15 protein-coding genes are annotated in these 16,306 nt (G+C 65.2%); 11 read left to right on the forward strand and 4 right to left on the reverse strand.

Annotation, left to right across the window (positions count from 1 at the left end):
• The first annotated feature begins 4 nt into the window (after positions 1-4).
• From C7450_RS24960 to C7450_RS24985, 6 genes are all read left to right on the forward strand, one after another.
• Positions 5-1,489: a type II and III secretion system protein family protein gene (locus C7450_RS24960; RefSeq protein WP_110377168.1), complete on the forward strand. Its 1,485-nt coding sequence runs from the start codon at positions 5-7 to the stop codon at positions 1,487-1,489.
• Between the two features lie 43 nt (positions 1,490-1,532).
• Positions 1,533-2,237 (forward strand): CpaD family pilus assembly protein, encoded by a 705-nt coding sequence (locus C7450_RS24965; protein ID WP_170147422.1) that lies wholly within the window; start codon positions 1,533-1,535, stop codon positions 2,235-2,237.
• Entirely contained in the window at positions 2,234-3,520 is a 1,287-nt protein-coding gene (locus C7450_RS24970; RefSeq protein WP_245450098.1) for a CpaE/TadZ family protein, read from the forward strand. The genes C7450_RS24965 and C7450_RS24970 overlap by 4 nt, the downstream gene beginning before the upstream one ends.
• 162 nt (positions 3,521-3,682) lie before the next feature.
• Positions 3,683-5,122, forward strand: a complete 1,440-nt coding sequence (locus C7450_RS24975) for a TadA family conjugal transfer-associated ATPase (RefSeq protein WP_110377170.1) — start codon at positions 3,683-3,685, stop codon at positions 5,120-5,122.
• 30 nt (positions 5,123-5,152) lie between these two features.
• Positions 5,153-6,133: a type II secretion system F family protein gene (locus C7450_RS24980; protein ID WP_410369458.1), complete on the forward strand. Its 981-nt coding sequence runs from the start codon at positions 5,153-5,155 to the stop codon at positions 6,131-6,133.
• A 44-nt stretch (positions 6,134-6,177) separates the two neighbouring features.
• The gene (locus C7450_RS24985; RefSeq protein ID WP_110377172.1) at positions 6,178-7,155 is read left to right on the forward strand and encodes a type II secretion system F family protein; all 978 of its coding nucleotides are present in this window, start codon (positions 6,178-6,180) and stop codon (positions 7,153-7,155) included.
• 54 nt (positions 7,156-7,209) lie between these two features.
• On the opposite strand, the gene C7450_RS24990 is transcribed toward C7450_RS24985, so the two are convergent.
• Entirely contained in the window at positions 7,210-8,247 is a 1,038-nt protein-coding gene (locus tag C7450_RS24990) for a tetratricopeptide repeat protein (protein WP_245450099.1), read from the reverse strand.
• 231 nt (positions 8,248-8,478) lie between these two features.
• Between C7450_RS24990 and C7450_RS24995 the strand changes: the two genes are divergently transcribed.
• From C7450_RS24995 to C7450_RS25005, 3 genes are all read left to right on the forward strand, one after another.
• On the forward strand, positions 8,479-9,867 hold the full coding sequence (locus C7450_RS24995; protein ID WP_110377173.1) for a leucyl aminopeptidase family protein: 1,389 nt from the start codon (positions 8,479-8,481) through the stop codon (positions 9,865-9,867).
• 149 nt (positions 9,868-10,016) lie between these two features.
• Positions 10,017-10,367, forward strand: a complete 351-nt coding sequence (locus tag C7450_RS25000; protein ID WP_110377174.1) for a MarR family winged helix-turn-helix transcriptional regulator — start codon at positions 10,017-10,019, stop codon at positions 10,365-10,367.
• A 62-nt stretch (positions 10,368-10,429) separates the two neighbouring features.
• Complete coding sequence (locus C7450_RS25005) at positions 10,430-11,314, forward strand: C40 family peptidase (protein WP_110377175.1); 885 nt, start codon at positions 10,430-10,432, stop codon at positions 11,312-11,314.
• A gap of 229 nt (positions 11,315-11,543) precedes the next feature.
• Here C7450_RS25005 and C7450_RS25010 read toward each other — a convergent pair whose 3' ends face one another.
• The gene (locus C7450_RS25010) at positions 11,544-12,371 is read right to left on the reverse strand and encodes a purine-nucleoside phosphorylase (RefSeq protein ID WP_245450100.1); all 828 of its coding nucleotides are present in this window, start codon (positions 12,369-12,371) and stop codon (positions 11,544-11,546) included.
• 13 nt (positions 12,372-12,384) lie between these two features.
• Positions 12,385-12,810, reverse strand: coding sequence for a cytidine deaminase (gene cdd / locus C7450_RS25015; protein ID WP_245450101.1), 426 nt, complete (start codon positions 12,808-12,810; stop codon positions 12,385-12,387).
• A gap of 469 nt (positions 12,811-13,279) precedes the next feature.
• Here cdd and C7450_RS25020 point away from each other — a divergent pair, with 469 nt between their 5' ends.
• Positions 13,280-14,065: a HesA/MoeB/ThiF family protein gene (locus C7450_RS25020; protein ID WP_110377178.1), complete on the forward strand. Its 786-nt coding sequence runs from the start codon at positions 13,280-13,282 to the stop codon at positions 14,063-14,065.
• 108 nt (positions 14,066-14,173) lie between these two features.
• On the opposite strand, the gene C7450_RS25025 is transcribed toward C7450_RS25020, so the two are convergent.
• On the reverse strand, positions 14,174-14,947 hold the full coding sequence (locus C7450_RS25025; RefSeq protein ID WP_110377179.1) for an alpha/beta hydrolase: 774 nt from the start codon (positions 14,945-14,947) through the stop codon (positions 14,174-14,176).
• Positions 14,948-15,001: 54 nt separating this feature from the next.
• Here C7450_RS25025 and C7450_RS25030 point away from each other — a divergent pair, with 54 nt between their 5' ends.
• Positions 15,002-16,276: a glycosyltransferase family 4 protein gene (locus C7450_RS25030; protein WP_245450102.1), complete on the forward strand. Its 1,275-nt coding sequence runs from the start codon at positions 15,002-15,004 to the stop codon at positions 16,274-16,276.
• The last annotated feature ends 30 nt before the right edge of the window (positions 16,277-16,306 follow it).

Genomic DNA, 16,306 nt, shown 5'->3' on the forward strand with positions numbered 1-16,306 from the left:
GAACATGTCCATTGCGCTTGACCCGATCCCCGTGCCCGCGCCCCCCCCTGTCCGCCGCCGGCGGACTGACGAGGGACGACGCACATTACGGCCCATGGTCATCGCCATGCTCGCGGCCCTGCTGCTGCCTGCAAATCCGGCCTCGGCGGACAACGGCCTCAGGCCCGGCTTCAGCCTCGAGCCAGCGCAGATCCGGCGCATCGACCTGTCGATCGGGCGGTCGACGGTCATCAACCTGTCGCGCGACGCCAAGGAAGTCTTCGTCGCGGACCCCAAAGTCGCGAATGCCGTCGTGCGTTCAGCGCGCAAGCTCTTCATCATCGGCGCCGGCGACGGCGCGACCTCGATCATCGCGCTGGATGCCAACGGCCAGCAGCTTGCCTCCATCGACATTACCGTTGGCCGCGACATGAATGTCCTGCGGCAGACCATCAAAGCGGTGGCGCCGCATGCAACGGTGGAAGCACGCGCGGTCGGCGAATCCATCCTGCTCACCGGCTCCACCAGTTCGGCGGTGGAAGCCCAGCAGATTGCCGACGTTGCAGGTGCCTTCGTCGCGACAGGAGCGGCTGGGAGCGGCGGCAAGGGCAATGTCATCAACGCGCTGACAATACGCGCCAGAGATCAGGTGATGCTCAAGGTGACCATTGCCGAAGTCCAGCGCAATGTCTTGAAGCAATTGGGGGTGGATGCCACCGGCACCTGGAATCTCGGCCGGATCTCCCTCGACGCGGTCACGAGCAACGCCTTTCCCGTACAGGGTGTTCCGGACAACTCCGTCGTATCGAACTTCGGCTCCAAGAACAGCGTGACGCTGCGCGCGCTGGAGCAGGCCGGCGTCGCACGCACACTGGCCGAGCCCACCTTGACGGCCATCTCGGGCGAGACGGCAGCCTTCCTCGTAGGCGGCGAGGTGCCTATTCCCTCCGGCTACAGCTGTTCGGGGACTGGCACATCGACCTGCACGCCGTCCATCGAATTCAAGAAGTTCGGTGTCGCGCTGACCTTTACGCCTGTTGTCCTGAGCGAGGGGCGCATGAGCCTGCGCGTCGCGACCGAAGTGTCGGAGATCGATACGCAGAATTCCACGCGCTATGCCTCGTTCAGCGTTCCGGGTTTCAAGGTGCGCCGCTCCGAAACGACCGTGGAGCTCCCTTCGGGCGGCTCCATGGTCACGGCAGGTCTCATTCAGCAGAACTCGCGCCAGGCCATCACCGGCCTGCCGGGGCTGCTCAACCTGCCCATTCTCGGCGTCCTTTTCCGCTCGCGCGACTACCAGCGGCAGGAAACGGAGCTCATGATCGCCGTGAGCCCCTATATCGCCAAGCCGGTAAGCGCCCATGAAATCGCGCGACCGGACGATGGCTTCGCCGACGCGATGGATCCGCAGGGCGTGTTCCTCGGACGGGTCAATCGCATCTATGGGCCGAAGACCGGCAGGCCCGCCCACGCCAGCGCTCCCAATCGCATCGGCTTCATCAATGACTAGCGCCCTCGTTCCCAGCCTCCCCAGCCCATTCCCCGAAAGGCGCATGCTCCGGCTCGCGGCTTGCGCCGCGCCTTGCCTCGCCCTTACCCTTTCCCTCGCGGCCTGCGGCGCGAACCGACGCGTGGACAGCACGGAAATTGCTTACGACTACCGCGAGCGCCATCCCGTCGTCATCGCCGATAGGACGGAACTGCTGAACATCGCTGTCACCGGTCAGCGCCATCTCGACAGGCGCCAGGCCGACGATGTCCGCGCCTTTGCGGCGAACTACCGGCTCCATGGCAAGAGCGGCATCCGCCTTTTCGTTCCCGCGGAGATCGGGCAGGAACAGTCCGTTCAAGCCACGCTGCAGGCGACGCGGGGGGCGCTCGCGGCAGCGGGGGTCAGCGCCGCCGCAATCGCGACAACGCGCTATCATCCCGGCGACAGCGACGCCGTGCCGACGTTACGCCTCAGCTTCATGCGGCTTGGCGCGGCCGTTGCGAGCCCCTGTGGCCGCTGGCCCGCGGACCTCGCAAACGCCGCTTCGACGGACGGCTGGACCAATGCAGCCTATTGGAATTTCGGCTGCGCCTATCAGACCAATTTTGCAGCCCAGATCGCCGATCCGCTCGACCTCGCGCGCCCGCGCCAGGAGGGCGTGCCGGACACGCAGAAACGGCTGCGCGGCATCGGGCAACTGCGCCAGGGCAAGGATCCCTCGACACTTTACCGGTCTTCCCAGCGCGTCGAGGATCTCGGCCAATGACGACACCAGTCCTGCGCTCCGCCATCCCTAAGCCCCCGGCCGAGCCGCTGCCGCCTGCGATGCCGCCTGTGCCGCGCATCACGGTGGCCGCCTTTTGCGAAACGCCGGAGACGACGGCGTGCATTCTCGCCGCAGCGCGCGATCGGCACATGATGCGTGCGCAGGTCGCCGTGCACCATGGCGGCATTACGGCAGCGGAAGGGACGCTCGGCAGCTCGCCTTCGCCCAATGTGATCATTGTCGAAACCCAGGCGGGGCGCGCCGAGACGCTGAAGGCCCTCGACGGACTGGCGCATGCGTGCGATCCCGGAACAAAGGTCATCGTGATCGGCCATGTGAATGACATCCTGCTCTATCGCGAATTGATCAGCCGCGGCGTCAGCGAATACCTGATCGCACCGATCGAACCGCTTGATCTCATCGGGACGATCACCGGCATATTCAACCGGCCGGATACGGATGCCTTCGGCCGGACCATTGCGGTCGTCGGTGCCAAGGGCGGCGCAGGCGCCTCGACCATCGCGCACAATCTCGCGGCGACCATCGCGCGCGAGCTCCACTTTGCCTCCGTCATCGTCGACCTCGACATCGCCTTCGGAACGGCGAGCCTGGACCTCAACCTCGATCCGCCGCAGGGTGTCGCCGACGCGCTCGCCGCGCCGGACCGGCTCGACGGCAATTTCGTCGATCGCCTCATGGTGAAATGCACCGACAATCTCAACCTGCTGGCCGCCCCGGCGCTTCTCGATCGCCCGTGGGATCTCGATCAAACCGTCGTCGACAAGCTGCTCGGGACGCTCCGTTCCACCCATCCCGCCGTCGTGCTCGACATGCCCCATACGTGGACATCCTGGGCACGCCACGCCCTCGTGGACGCCGACATCATCGTGATCGTAGCCGCTCCGGACCTCGCCAATTTGCGCAACGCGAAGAACATGATCGACGTGCTGCGCCACGCCAGGCCATCAGACCGCCCGCCTCACCTCGTGCTCAATCAGCTCGGTCTGCCGAAGCGCCCTGAAATCAGTGTTGCCGATTTCGCCAAGGCCGTGGGCCTAGACCCGGCTGCGACGATCGCCTTCGACGCGCAGCTCTTCGGCAACGCCGCCAATAACGGCCACATGCTCCACCACGTTCAGCCCAACGGCCGCGCGACATGCACCCTGAACGAGCTGGCAGCGACCATCATGGGGCGCACGCGGAAAGGCCACCGAGAAGCCGGCTTTCTGCAGCCCCTGCTCGCCAGACTGGCCAGCCTGCGGGGAGATAAAAGCCAGGGGTAAGTCCAGCCGTGCCGGACCAGGTCCGGCTGTTGCGGATTTTGCCCGCTCAATGGATCCGACCCTAAAGAAAGAATAGACTTCGCAATTATCAGCTCATACGCAGCATATCGTGTGATCGCGAGAGATCAGCGCTGCGCGCCACGCTACGGGAGCGTCGTTGCAATGTTTGGCAAGAGATCCGGCCAGGACGCCTTGGCTCGCAAGCCCGAGCCCGCCATCACCAAGCCGCGCGCCATCGCGCCGCACGCTGTCCCCACCGCAACGGCGTCCACCCCATCGCATTCGCAAGATGCGCCACGCCACTCCGACGAATACTATCAAACAAAGAACGTGATCTTCGCCGCTCTCATCGAGGCAATCGATCTGACACAACTGGTCAAGCTCGACGTGGAGAGCGCGCGCGACGAGATCCGTGATATCGTGACGGAAATCATCGGTCTGAAAAGTGTCGTCATGTCCATCGCCGAGCAGGAAGGGCTCCTCGAGGACATCTGCAACGACGTGCTTGGCTATGGTCCGCTTGAGCCGCTGCTGGCGCGCGACGACATCGCCGATATCATGGTCAACGGTGCGGATCGCACTTATATTGAAGTATCCGGCCGTATTCAGCAGACCAATGTACGGTTTCGTGACAACCAGCAACTGATGAACATATGCCAGCGCATCGTCAGCCAGGTCGGGCGGCGTGTCGACGAGGCATCCCCCATCTGTGACGCCCGCCTGCCGGACGGGTCACGCGTCAATGTCATCGGCCCGCCCCTGTCGATCGACGGACCGGTCCTGACCATCCGAAAATTTCGCCGCGACAAGCTGACGCTTGATGATCTCGTGCGCTATGGATCCATATCGCCGGAGGGCTCCGAACTTCTGCAGATCATCGGACGTATACGCTGCAACGTCATTATCTCCGGGGGCACGGGATCTGGAAAGACGACGTTGCTCAACTGCCTGACCCGCTTCATCGAGGACCGCGAACGCATCATTACCTGCGAGGACGCTGCCGAGCTGCAATTGCAGCAACCGCATGTGGTGCGACTGGAAACACGCCCCCCCAATCTCGAGGGGCAGGGCCAGGTCACGATGCGTGATCTCGTGCGCAACTGCCTGCGCATGCGCCCCGAACGCATCATCGTTGGCGAGGTGCGCGGCCCGGAGGCCTTCGACCTGCTCCAGGCAATGAACACGGGCCATGACGGCTCGATGGGCACGCTCCACGCCAACACGCCGCGGGAGGGCCTCTCGCGCCTGGAATCGATGATCACCATGGGGGGCTTCTCGCTGCCGTCGCGCACCATTCGAGAGATGATATGCGCGTCCGTCGATGTCGTGGTGCAGGCGCAACGCCTGCGCGACGGATCCCGCCGCATCACCCAGATCACGGAAGTGCTCGGCATGGAGGGCGACGTCATCATCACCCAGGATCTCATGACCTTCGAAATGGTGGGGGAAGATGCCAACGGGAATATCATCGGTCATCATCGGTCAACCGGAATAGGCCGTCCACGTTTCTGGGAACGCGCACGCTATTTCGGCGAAGAACATCGGCTGGCGCGCGCGCTCGACACGATCGAGCAGCAAGCCGGCCTCGTCGGCTCGTCGTGACACCAAAGAGAAGCGACGCAACGAGATGATATCATGACTATCGATGATCTATTTGTCATTGTCCTTTCGACGGTTGCCACGGGCGCGACAACATATGCGCTCGTCTTCCCGTATATTTCGTCGCGCGCACGCGCTGCGGAGCGGCAGAAGACCTTCGTCGCGCCACCGGCACAACGTGCCATCGAAAGGGCGAACGGCGCGGCCAACCGACGTGACCAGATCGCCCAAAGCCTGAAGGATCTCGAGGCTCGGCAGAAGGCCAAGCATAGGGTTCCGCTGGAAACACGGCTCGCGCGCGCCGGACTTCCCTGGAGCAGAAAACGCTTCTTCATGGCAAGTGTGATTGTCGGCATCGTCGTCGGCATCTTGCTCGGCGCCGCTTCCGGCAATCCGTGGTTCGCCGCCGGCGGGCTCTTCGTCGGCACATTTGGCCTCCCGCGCTGGATCCTGTCCTATCTCACCAAGCGCCGCATCAACCGCTTCATCGCGGAGTTGCCCAATGCGCTCGACATTATCGTGCGCGGCATTCGCGCCGGCCTGCCGGTCGGAGATTGTCTGAAGATCATCGGAAGCGAGGCAGCCGAGCCGGTGCGCAGTGAATTTCGCGCGATCGTCGAGGCACAGGTTCTCGGTATGCCCGTGGCCGACGCCGTGGGTCGCCTGCCCGAACGCATCCCGGCCGCTGAGGCGAATTTCTTTGCCATTGTCATCGCTGTGCAGCAGCAATCGGGCGGGAGCCTTTCCGAAGCTTTGGGCAATCTGTCCCGTGTCTTGCGCGAGCGGCGCAAGATGAAGGGCAAGATCACAGCGATGAGCATGGAGGCAAAGGCGTCTGCTGCCATCATCGGCGCGCTCCCCTTTGTGGTCACTGCACTCGTCTATTTGACGAGCCCCAGGTATATCGCCTTCCTATGGACCACGAACTCAGGGATGCTGGCGCTCGCCGCGTCGGCCCTCTGGATGACGATCGGCATTCTGGTCATGAAGAAGATGATCAGCTTCGACATCTGAGGTGTCTGTCCTGTTGCGGTCGCGAGAAGCGTGAGGGTTGCGCCATGTCAACATTGATCGTCATGATCACGGAGAAGCAATTCCTGCTCAGCATCCTCATCGCGCTTTCCGTTGGGGTGACGGTGCTGACGCTCGCGATGCCGCTCGTCGCAGGGGACAACCTCGGCAAACGCATGAAATCCGTGGCATCGGAGCGGGAACGCATCCGCCAGCGCGAGCGCGAGCGGCTCAACGCCAGCCAAGCCCAGCGCGCCAGTCTGCGCCCGGCGCCCAAGGCCTATATGAAGCAAATCGTCGATCGGCTCAATCTTTCGCAATGGCTCGGGACAGAGACCGCGAAGATGAAATTGAGCATGGCGGGATATCGCGGCAATTCGGCAGAAATCAACTTCCTGTTCTTTCGCCTCGTCTCACCAATTAGCCTCTGCCTTCTGGCGATCACCTATATGTTCGGGCTCAAGGTGGGCCAGTTTCCCGGCATGGTCCGCTTCGGCATCGTGATCGCTGCGACCTATGCCGGCATCAAGCTGCCGGAGCTCTTTCTCGCCAACAGAATACAGAAGCGGCAGCGATCGATCAAGCGCGCCTGGCCGGACGCGCTTGATCTGCTGCTCATCTGTGTGGAATCCAGCATGTCCGTCGAACAGGCCTTTCGCAGGGTGAGCCAGGAGATCGGCGCGCAATCGATAGCGCTGGCCGAAGAGCTGATGCTGACGACGGCCGAGCTCTCCTATCTCGCTGAACGGCGGCAGGCTTATGAGAACCTTGGGATTCGCACGGGCGTCGAGTCGGTGAAGAATGTGACGACCGCGCTCATTCAGGCCGAACGCTACGGAACACCCGTGGGCCAGGCACTCAGGGTGCTGGCCCAGGAAAGCCGCGACGCCCGCATGAACGAGGCGGAGAAGAAGGCGGCCGCGCTGCCGCCGAAGCTGACCGTGCCGATGATCCTGTTTTTTCTGCCCGTGCTGTTCATGGTGATCATCACGCCGGCGCTCATCCAGGTTTTCCGATGGAAATAGTCACGCCAGTCCGCGGCAAACGGCGACCAAACCGATGATTTTAAGACATCGTCGTCATTCAACGGAAGGCCTGAGCGGCAGGCCAAGCGGCATGGCCTGCGTGGCCTGTTCCTCAACCGCGTCCACCTCGTCTGCAACCGAAGAGACACGTCGCATCGGCGCCTTGGCGGCGGGCGCCAACCTGTGCGCCTGCGTCTCAATGGCGGTGGAACGTCGGGCCTGCGCCGCAGCGGTTCCCGGCGCGCGCGGACCGGTTCCCGGCGCGGGGCGGGCAGCGATGGCTGGTTTGCCCGTCAGCTGCTTGAGATAGGCGAGCCCCCGGGCCGCGGCTTCAGGCGGCATGTCCTGCTTCAGAAGGCGCTCTGCCTCCGTCGTCTGCCCCGACAGCCCCAGCACGAGCGCCAGATTCTGGCGCACGCGCTGGTCGGCCTTCGGGCTGGCCGCCGCCTGGCGCAACGCCTTTTCCGCCTCGGGCAGGTTGCGCGACAGCGCATAGGACAGACCGAGATTGGAGAGCACCGATGGCTCCCCCGGTGAGAGGCGCAGCGCCGCTTCGTAGTAGCGGCGCGCACCGGTGTGGTCGCCCATCTGGTCCGCCACCGTTCCCTGGGCCGAGAGCACCCGCCAGTCCGGCTTGTCGGGTGTATGGGCCCGTGCGAGCACATCCGCGGCCTCGCGCAGATTGCCGACATCGGTCAGCGCCCGGCCATAGGCGGACAGAAGGGCCTTGTCTTCGGGCGCGCGCAAGGCGGCCTGCCGCAACACGGCCACGGCCTGCTGGTGCTGACCGATCTCGCGCAGCGAGCGCCCATAGGCCAGCGCCGCGACCCGGTCCTCGGGATTGGCCTCGTAGCGCTTGCCCGCCTTGTCGGCCAGCTCGCGCCAGTCGGCCTCCGTCGGCTCGGTCGGCTCGGCCTTGCGCTTCAGCAGGGAAATCGACCCGGTGATGTCGGCCTTCGACAAATCCGGCATGCATCCGCCAAGCACCAACGACAGCATGCAGGCCGCCGCCAGGCCGACGATCGGTCCCCGCGTCACCCGCCTGCGCAAGGGAGGTCGCGCGAGCGCGACGGCTGGAGGAAAAGGGTTCATGCGCTCGCGTCGACCTGATGATGGCCTGTCCGGGTATAGCTTCATTCATACCCGATTAACCCTAACGGCAGGTTACCGGCCACCTCCGCCAAGCAAAAGCCGCCGCCGGCCAACCAGGCTGTCCGGGCATCGCAACAGATCAATGTTCGAAGACCAGTTACATTCGTGCTACGCAAAAGACAGCGCCGTCATCGCTGCTGCGAGCGCGTCATTCAGTTTTGAGGATCGTCCGTGCATCCGTCCATCGCTCCCTCGTCTGTCGCCGATTCCATTCCACTGATCATCGTCTCGAGCGAGGAGCTTGCCGAGGTACTCGCCACCCTGCCGGCACCGGCCAAGGCCTTCGCGACGGCGCAGGGCTTTGCCGCCGACACGGGCAGCCATCTCGTCCTCCCCGACGCGGCTGGCGGCATCGCAGCCGTGCTGTTCGGCTGGGCGCCGCTGAAGGCGGAGGCGGATCCCTTCCTGCCGGGCAAGCTCCCGCCGCTCCTGCCCGAGGGCACCTACCGCCTCGAGCGGTTGCCGGAGGCGGCGGCGGCCAATGCCGTCCTCGGCTTCCTGCTGGGCGCCTACCGCTTCGATCGCTACCGCACGAAGAAGGCGCCGCCGAAGGCTCGCCTCGTTCTCCCGCCCGGCGTCGATGGCGAAGAGGTCACCCGTATCGCCGAGGCGGTCGCGCTCGGCCGCGATCTCATCAACACGCCCGCGAATGATCTGGGGCCGGACGGCATCGAAGCCGCCGCCCGGAGCGTCGCCGGCCGCCACGGCGCGACCATCGCCGTCACGGTGGGCGACGATCTCCTCACCGGCAATTTCCCGATGATCCACGCTGTCGGCCGGGCCTCGGCGGTCGCGCCGCGTCTCATCGATCTGACCTGGGGTGATCCGGCACACCCCAAGGTGACGCTGGTCGGCAAGGGCGTCGCCTTCGATACCGGCGGGCTCGATATCAAGCCCCCGGCCGGCATGACCCTGATGAAGAAGGACATGGGCGGGGCAGCGGCGGCGCTGGCGCTCGCAGACCTCGTCATCGGCGCGAAGCTGCCCGTCCGCCTGCGCGTGCTGATCCCCGCAGTGGAGAATGCCATCTCGGGCTCGTCCTTCCGCCCCGGTGACATCCTGCAGAGCCGCAAGGGCCTCACGGTGGAGATCGGCAACACGGACGCAGAGGGCAGGCTCATCCTGGGTGATGCGCTGGCGCTCGCGGATGAGGAAGCGCCGGACCTCATCGTCGACTATGCCACCCTGACGGGTGCTGCACGTGTGGCGCTGGGTCCGGATCTGCCTCCCTTCTATACGGATGACGACGCCTTGGCCGCACGGCTCGCCAGCCTGTCGCGCGCGGTGAACGATCCCGTCTGGCGCATGCCGTTCTGGTCGCCTTACGACACCATGCTATCCTCGAAGATCGCCGACGTGAACCATATCGCGGGCAGCGCCTTCGCCGGTTCGGTGATCGCGGCCCTCTTCCTGCGGCGGTTCGTGGACAAAGCCGGCGCCTATGTGCATTTCGACATTTTCGGCTGGACGCCGTCGGCCAAGCCCGGCCGGCCGGAAGGCGGCGAAGTGCAGGCGGCGCGGCTCGTCTATGCCTATCTGAAGGAACGCTTCGGCCGGTGAGCCGCCCTCCATGGTCGGGACGCGCCGGGCCGGTAACGCGGCGCGTCCATCAGGCCACATTCTCTTAACCTCGCCACGAGGAAGCGATTGTGATCCAGCCGCTTCCGTCGATATGAATACGGGTCCGTAACGACTGCCGGCCCAGACCGATGTCCGTTGAGCTCCGTGCCTTGCAGGCCCTCACATTGTGGCATGATGTCTCGCTGGAGCTCGTGCGTGACGAGGATATCGACCTGTCGCTCAGACAGATGGCGATTCTCCTGACCATCTATCTCGACACCCCGCCCCATACGGTCCGTGGCCTCGCGCGCAAGCTCGGCGTCACCAAGCCGGTGATCACCCGCGCGCTCGACAGCATGGGCAAGCTCGATCTCGTCTCCCGCCGCCGCGATGACCAGGACCGCCGCAACGTCATCGTCCAGCGCACGGTCAAGGGTGCGCTGGCCGTCGAGCGCCTTGGCGATATCGTCGTGGCCAAGGCGTTGACACTAAGGCCATGACAGCGCTGACATGACATTGCCGTGATAGGGCGCCAAGGAATCGCGACGAGCAGGACACGCCGATGAACGCCTTCGATCCCCGTCTGACTGCCGCCCGCCCGGATATCGCAGCCGCGCATCTGCGTGGGACAGTCGACGCCAAGGCCTTCGTGACGCCGCAACTCCTGCGTGTCACCGCCCCGACGGCGCCGCTGCGGCGGGAGCCCGTGCCGGACGCGCCGCTCGATACCGAAGCGCTCGCCGGCGAGCCCGTCGCCGTCTATGAGGAGCGCGAGGGTTGGGTCTGGGGCCAGTTGCTGCGCGACGGCTATGTCGGCTATCTCCCCGCGGAGGCCCTGGGGCGCCCATCGCTGCCGCCAGACCACGCCGTCACCGTTCCGCGCACCTTCGTCTTCCCCGGCCCCAGCATCAAGCTGCCGCCACTCAGCGCGCTGCCCTATGCGGCGGAGATCGCCGTGGCCGCGACGGGGCCGGCCCCCTTCGCGCGCCTGGCGGATGGTGGCTTTGTCTTTGCCCGGCATATCGCGCCCCTGCGCGCCTGGCGCGACCGCGACTTCGTGGCGACCGCCGAGCGTTTCCTCGGCGTGCCCTATCTCTGGGGCGGCAAGACCGTGCTGGGAATCGATTGCTCCGGCCTCGTCCAGGTCAGCCTGCGGGCGGCCGGCGTCAACTGGCCCCGCGATACCTACCGGCAGGAACAGTCACCGGCCGCGGCCCCCGTCGCGGGTGGCGAACAGGGGCACGGCCTCGCGCGCGGTGATCTCGTCTACTGGAAGGGCCATGTCGGCATCATGGTCGACGCGGAGCGCCTTCTGCACGCCAATGCCCATCATATGATGGTCGTGATCGAGCCGTTGATCGATGTCGTGGAGCGCAGCCTGTCCAGGGGCGGCTGGCCGATCACCAGCGTCAAGCGCCTTGCCTTCCCGAAAACAGCCGGCGTTTGAAGCGCCGCGCCTCGGTGTGTCGTCCTGGAAGCCGCGTTCGAGCGCATGGAAACGCAATGGTCATCCCTGAAGCGGCGTAGCCGCTGTCCGGGAACCATGAACACCGGAGCGTTTTTTCGGGCCACCGACCGTGTTCATGGATTCCGGGCCCGCGCTTCGCGCGTCCCGGAATGACACGCGCGGCTGACGCACGCGATGAGCACGTCGGTCGATGCCGGAAGGCGAATGCTTAAATCTCGTCGGGCCGCGCGATGAAGCCGCGGATGATGCGTCTCAGGCCGGCCGCCGCCGGTATGGTGATGTCCTTGGTCACGCCATGCTGTTGCGGCACATCCTCGAACCCGCTGGCATAGCTCGTCACCACGGAGATCGCCGAGACGCGAAGACCGAAGCGCCGCGCCAGGATGACCTCCGGCACCGTCGACATGCCGACGAGCTCGGCGCCGAGCGTTCGCGCCATGCGGATCTCCGCCGGCGTCTCGAAACTCGGCCCCGAGAACCACATATAGACGCCCTCGTTCAGGGTGATGCCGGCGGCGATGGCTGCAAGTTTCAGCCGGCGGCGGAGGCGATTGTCATAGGCATCCGACATGTCGACGAAACGACCCTCCTCCCGGTCGCCGATCAGCGGGTTGAGGCCCGAAAAATTGATGTGGTCGGTGATCACACAGAGGCTGCCGACACGGATGGTCGATTTCACCGACCCGGCCGCATTCGTCAGGAGGACCGGCGGCTTGCCGAGAATGCCGAGCAGGGCCAGCGGCAGCGCCATGGTGCGCGCATGGCCCGTCTCATAATAATGGGCCCGCCCGCCGTAGATCAGCACGCGCTTGCCCTCCATATAGCCCGAGACAACCTGCCCGGGCTGCCCGGCCGGCCCGTTGTCCGGGAAACCGGGGATGGCCGCGTAGGGCACCTGGATCGCGCCCTCGACGTCCTCGATGATGTTGCCGAGGCCCGTGCCGAGCACGAGCGCATGGTCGAACGGGCCCATGACGCCCCATTCTTCCAGCACGGAGCGGGCCTGATACAAGAGTGGCTGAGATGTGTCCGTCACGGGCGGGGTCCCCTTATCGGGCGAGATTGGAAGGTCCGAACGCAAAAGGCAGAAGATCGCCGAAGCGAAAGCTCTGCCTGACGCCACCCTTGTCACCCACATGGACGGGCGTATCCGCCCCCGAGAATTCGCTGAGCCTCTGCCGGCAGACACCGCAGGGCATTGTCAATTCATCCCCCTCACCCACCACCATCACCGCGGTGATGTGTCTCTCGCCGGCGGCCACCATCGCGCCGATCGCCACGGCCTCGGCGCAGAGCCCAGCCGGATAGGACGCATTCTCCACATTCGCGCCGGCAAACACGCGACCGCTTGCCGTCAGGACGGCCGCTCCCACCCGAAACTGCGAATAGGGCGCATAGGCATGGGCGCGTGCCGCGCTTGCGGCCGCGAACAGCGCCTCGACATCGCTACCGGCAGTCCCGCCCACAGTCGTCACCTTGCCACCCTAGAGCAAGTCCGTCTTTTACGGACTTGGTCCGCTCAGAAATTAACGAGCAAATTCATCGACTTAGATGGAATCAAATGATTCCATCTAAGCCGGATTCGCTCTAGCAATCGCCCCCAACCTTGCCACCCCATATCGCGGCGCTCATTGCATCCGGCAGCGACACCCGCCATGTGCTGTAGCAAGATGGGTTGCAGCAAGACGCTCGAACGCAAGGGATGTCACCGGCGCCGACGTCCGGTCTGGATACAGCAGATCTGGACCTGGCACGCGAAACTCCAGATCAGACCCTAGAGCATCAAGCCGAAGGGTGGCAATCTGTTTTCGGAAAAATCCTTTTATAGTACAACGGGATAGATAAAGGCGGCATGTCTGATCAGCCGGAGCGGGCTTGGTCCGCGGGTCCCATAAGACTATGACGTGGCGATAGCGGAACCGCGGCTGATCCGGGACGAGGTGAATGGTGAGTCTGTCTGGCGAAGAGATTGAGCGCTATGCGCGCCACATCATCCTGCGGGACGTCGGCGGTCCGGGGCAGGCCAAGCTGAAGGCCGCCCGCGTGCTGGTCATCGGTGCCGGAGGCCTCGGCTCGCCGCTCCTGCAATATCTGGCCGCGGCCGGCGTCGGCACGATCGGCATTGCCGACGACGACATCGTGTCGCTCTCGAATCTGCAGCGCCAGGTCATCCATGGCACCCCCGACATCGACCGACCCAAGGTCGACAGCGCCGTCGATGCGATCGCCCGCCTCAATCCGCATGTTCAGGTCGTGCCGCATCGCCTGCGGGTTGTCCCGGGCAATGTGGAAGCGCTCCTGGCGGACTATGACGTCATCGCCGACGGCTCGGACAATTTCGCGACACGCTATCTGGTGTCGGATACGGCCTTCCGCGTCGGGCGGCCGCTGGTGATGGGCGCGCTCGGCACCTTCGATGCCTCCCTCACGACCATACGCGCCCATGAGCGCGGGCCGGACGGGCGGCCCAACCCGACCTATCGCTGCCTGTTTCCCGAACCGCCCGCGCCGGGCACGGTGCCGACCTGCGAGGAGGCCGGCATCATCGGTGCCCTGCCGGGGCTCGTCGGATCGCTGATGGCCCTTGAAGTGATCCGCGCCATCGTCGGGTTTGGTGAGGGTCTCGTCGGCCGCCTGCTGCTCATCGACGCGCTGACCATGCGCTTCGAGACCCTGAGCTACGGCTGGGACCCGGACAACGTCTTGAGCGGCGTGGACGCAAGCCCCTAGAGCAAATCCGGCTTGGATGGAATCGTCTGGCACCATCCAAGCCGGTGAATTTGCTCGTCAATTTTTGAGCGGAGCCAAGTCCGCAACAGACGGACTTGCTCCAGCTGCTCACGCCATAGCCGCGACGGCCGCGACGAGACGTTCGATGTCCTCCGGGCGGGACAAGCGGTGATCGCCGTCCTTGATCAGGGTCAGGGTCACGGCCTCGCCGGGCAGATGTTCCACGAAGCCGAGCACATGCCGCCACGGCACATCCGGATCTTCCATGCCCTGCAGAATGTGGACCGGGCATCCCGGCTCGATGGCGCCGTCGAGCAACAGATGCCGGCGGCCATCCTCGATCAATCCACGGGTTATGGCATAGGGCTCGCCATACTGCGATGGCCGCATGAACACCCCATCCGTCAGGATCACGCGCCGCGCCTCCTCGGGAAAGGCGTGCCACATCAGCCGCTCGGTAAAATCCACCGCCGGCGCGATCAGGACGAGCCCCGAAGGCGCGTGCGGCGAGCCCGCCGCGCGCAAGCGGAGCGTGGCAAGCAGCGCAAGCCAGCCGCCCATGGACGAGCCGACCAGGACAGGCGCGCCGTCCGTGTGCGTGGTTATGACGGCGATGCTTTCCTCCAGCCAGCGCGAAATCGTGCCGTCCTCGAAACGCCCGGTCGATTCGCCATGCCCGGAATAGTCGAAACGCAGGAAGGCCCGGCCCGCCTCGGCGGCCCATTCGTCCAGCGCCGTCGCCTTGGTGGCGCGCATGTCCGAGCGGAACCCGCCAAGCCAGACGACGGCCGGACCGGCACCCGGACGTGACAGCACCGCGATGTCGCGGCGGCGTTCACCGTCGCCAACGCCAAGGAATTGCAGATCCGGCGTGTTGCCCATAAGACTTTCTCCTGCACTATCATGCACGAATCGATCAGGAGGCGTCATACACTGGTGACCCAATCGACACGAGCGGGAGCGCCGCTGATCCTGCCGACAGGGACCAACCATCCCCTGGCTGGCCGCGCCATCCTGCAGATCGTGCCGGAGCTGGAAGCAGGCGGCGCGGAACGAACGACCGTTGATATCGCGGCCGGCCTAGCTGCCGTTGGGGCACGCGCGCTCGTCGCGACTGAGGGCGGCAGGCTGGTGGGCGAGTTGCAGGCCAAGGGCGGCGTCTGGATCCCCTTCCCCGCCCGCACCAAGAACCCGCTGGCGATGGCGCTCAACGTGCGTCGGCTCATCCGCATCTGCCTCAACGATGGCGTCGAGATCCTCCACGCGCGGTCGCGCGCGCCCGCCTGGGTGGCGCTCGCCGCGGCCCGCACGCTAAAGATCCCGTTGGTCACAACCTATCACGGCAGCTATGCCGGGCGCTCCGCCGTGAAGGTGATGTATAATTCCGTGATGGCGCGCGGCGATGTGGTCATCGCCAATTCGATCTACACGGCGGATCTCATCCGCGCCGCCCATCCCATCGCCAACGGCCGCATCCGTGTCGTCTACCGCGGAACAGATCTGGCCCAGTATTCCGCAAGCGCCGTGCCGCCGGATCGCGTCGAGGCCTTGCGCAAAGCATGGGGCATCCCGCCGCACGAGCGGATCGTTCTGCTGGCCGGTCGTCTGACCGGGTGGAAGGGCCAGACCGTGCTGATCGACGCCGCGCGCAAGCTCGTCGACCTTGGCCTGCGGGATGTCGCCTTCGTTCTCGCCGGCGACCATCAGGGGCGCGACGGCTACGTGCGCGAGCTCGACCAGCAGATCGAGAGGCTCGGCCTCAAGGGCGTGGTCCGCCGCGTCGGCCATTGCGTCGACATGCCGGCGGCCTTTCTCGCCGCCTCGGTTGTCACCGTGCCCTCGACGGAGCCGGAGGCTTTCGGCCGTGTCGCCGTGGAAGCCCAGGCCATGGGCACCTGCGTCGTCGTCGCCGATCTCGGCGCGGTCCCCGAAACCGTGCTCAGTCCGCCCCAGGTGCCGGCCTCTGAACGCACCGGCTGGCATGTGCCGCCCGGCAATGCCGACACCCTCGCGAATGCCATCGGGGAAGCACTCAATATGGGGGCCACCGCCTTGCAAGGCATGGCCGTGCGCGCAAGGCGCCATGTGGAAAGAAACTTCTCGCTTGAAAGCATGGTGAACGAGACTTTGGACATCTATTCGGCCCTTATCGAGCGCAAACCGCTCGAAACGACTGATACTTTTGCATCAGACTCGCTCCACAAACGGTAGCTGGCCCGGAATCTGTTGACTTTCTGGGCT

It is taken from the genome of Chelatococcus asaccharovorans (assembly GCF_003201475.1).
Lineage (GTDB): Bacteria > Pseudomonadota > Alphaproteobacteria > Rhizobiales > Beijerinckiaceae > Chelatococcus > Chelatococcus asaccharovorans.

Bases quoted from the DNA above. Each gene is read 5' to 3' on its own strand.
- C7450_RS24960 (WP_110377168.1), top strand. From the start codon at position 5: ATGTCCATTGCGCTTGACCCGATCCCCGTGCCCGCGCCCCCCCCTGTC.
- C7450_RS24965 (WP_170147422.1), top strand. From the start codon at position 1,533: ATGCTCCGGCTCGCGGCTTGCGCCGCGCCTTGCCTCGCCCTTACCCTT.
- C7450_RS24970 (WP_245450098.1), top strand. From the start codon at position 2,234: ATGACGACACCAGTCCTGCGCTCCGCCATCCCTAAGCCCCCGGCCGAG.
- C7450_RS24975 (WP_110377170.1), top strand. From the start codon at position 3,683: ATGTTTGGCAAGAGATCCGGCCAGGACGCCTTGGCTCGCAAGCCCGAG.
- C7450_RS24985 (WP_110377172.1), top strand. From the start codon at position 6,178: ATGTCAACATTGATCGTCATGATCACGGAGAAGCAATTCCTGCTCAGC.
- C7450_RS24990 (WP_245450099.1), bottom strand. From the start codon at position 8,247: ATGAACCCTTTTCCTCCAGCCGTCGCGCTCGCGCGACCTCCCTTGCGC.
- C7450_RS25000 (WP_110377174.1), top strand. From the start codon at position 10,017: ATGTCCGTTGAGCTCCGTGCCTTGCAGGCCCTCACATTGTGGCATGAT.
- C7450_RS25005 (WP_110377175.1), top strand. From the start codon at position 10,430: ATGAACGCCTTCGATCCCCGTCTGACTGCCGCCCGCCCGGATATCGCA.
- C7450_RS25020 (WP_110377178.1), top strand. From the start codon at position 13,280: ATGGTGAGTCTGTCTGGCGAAGAGATTGAGCGCTATGCGCGCCACATC.
- C7450_RS25025 (WP_110377179.1), bottom strand. From the start codon at position 14,947: ATGGGCAACACGCCGGATCTGCAATTCCTTGGCGTTGGCGACGGTGAA.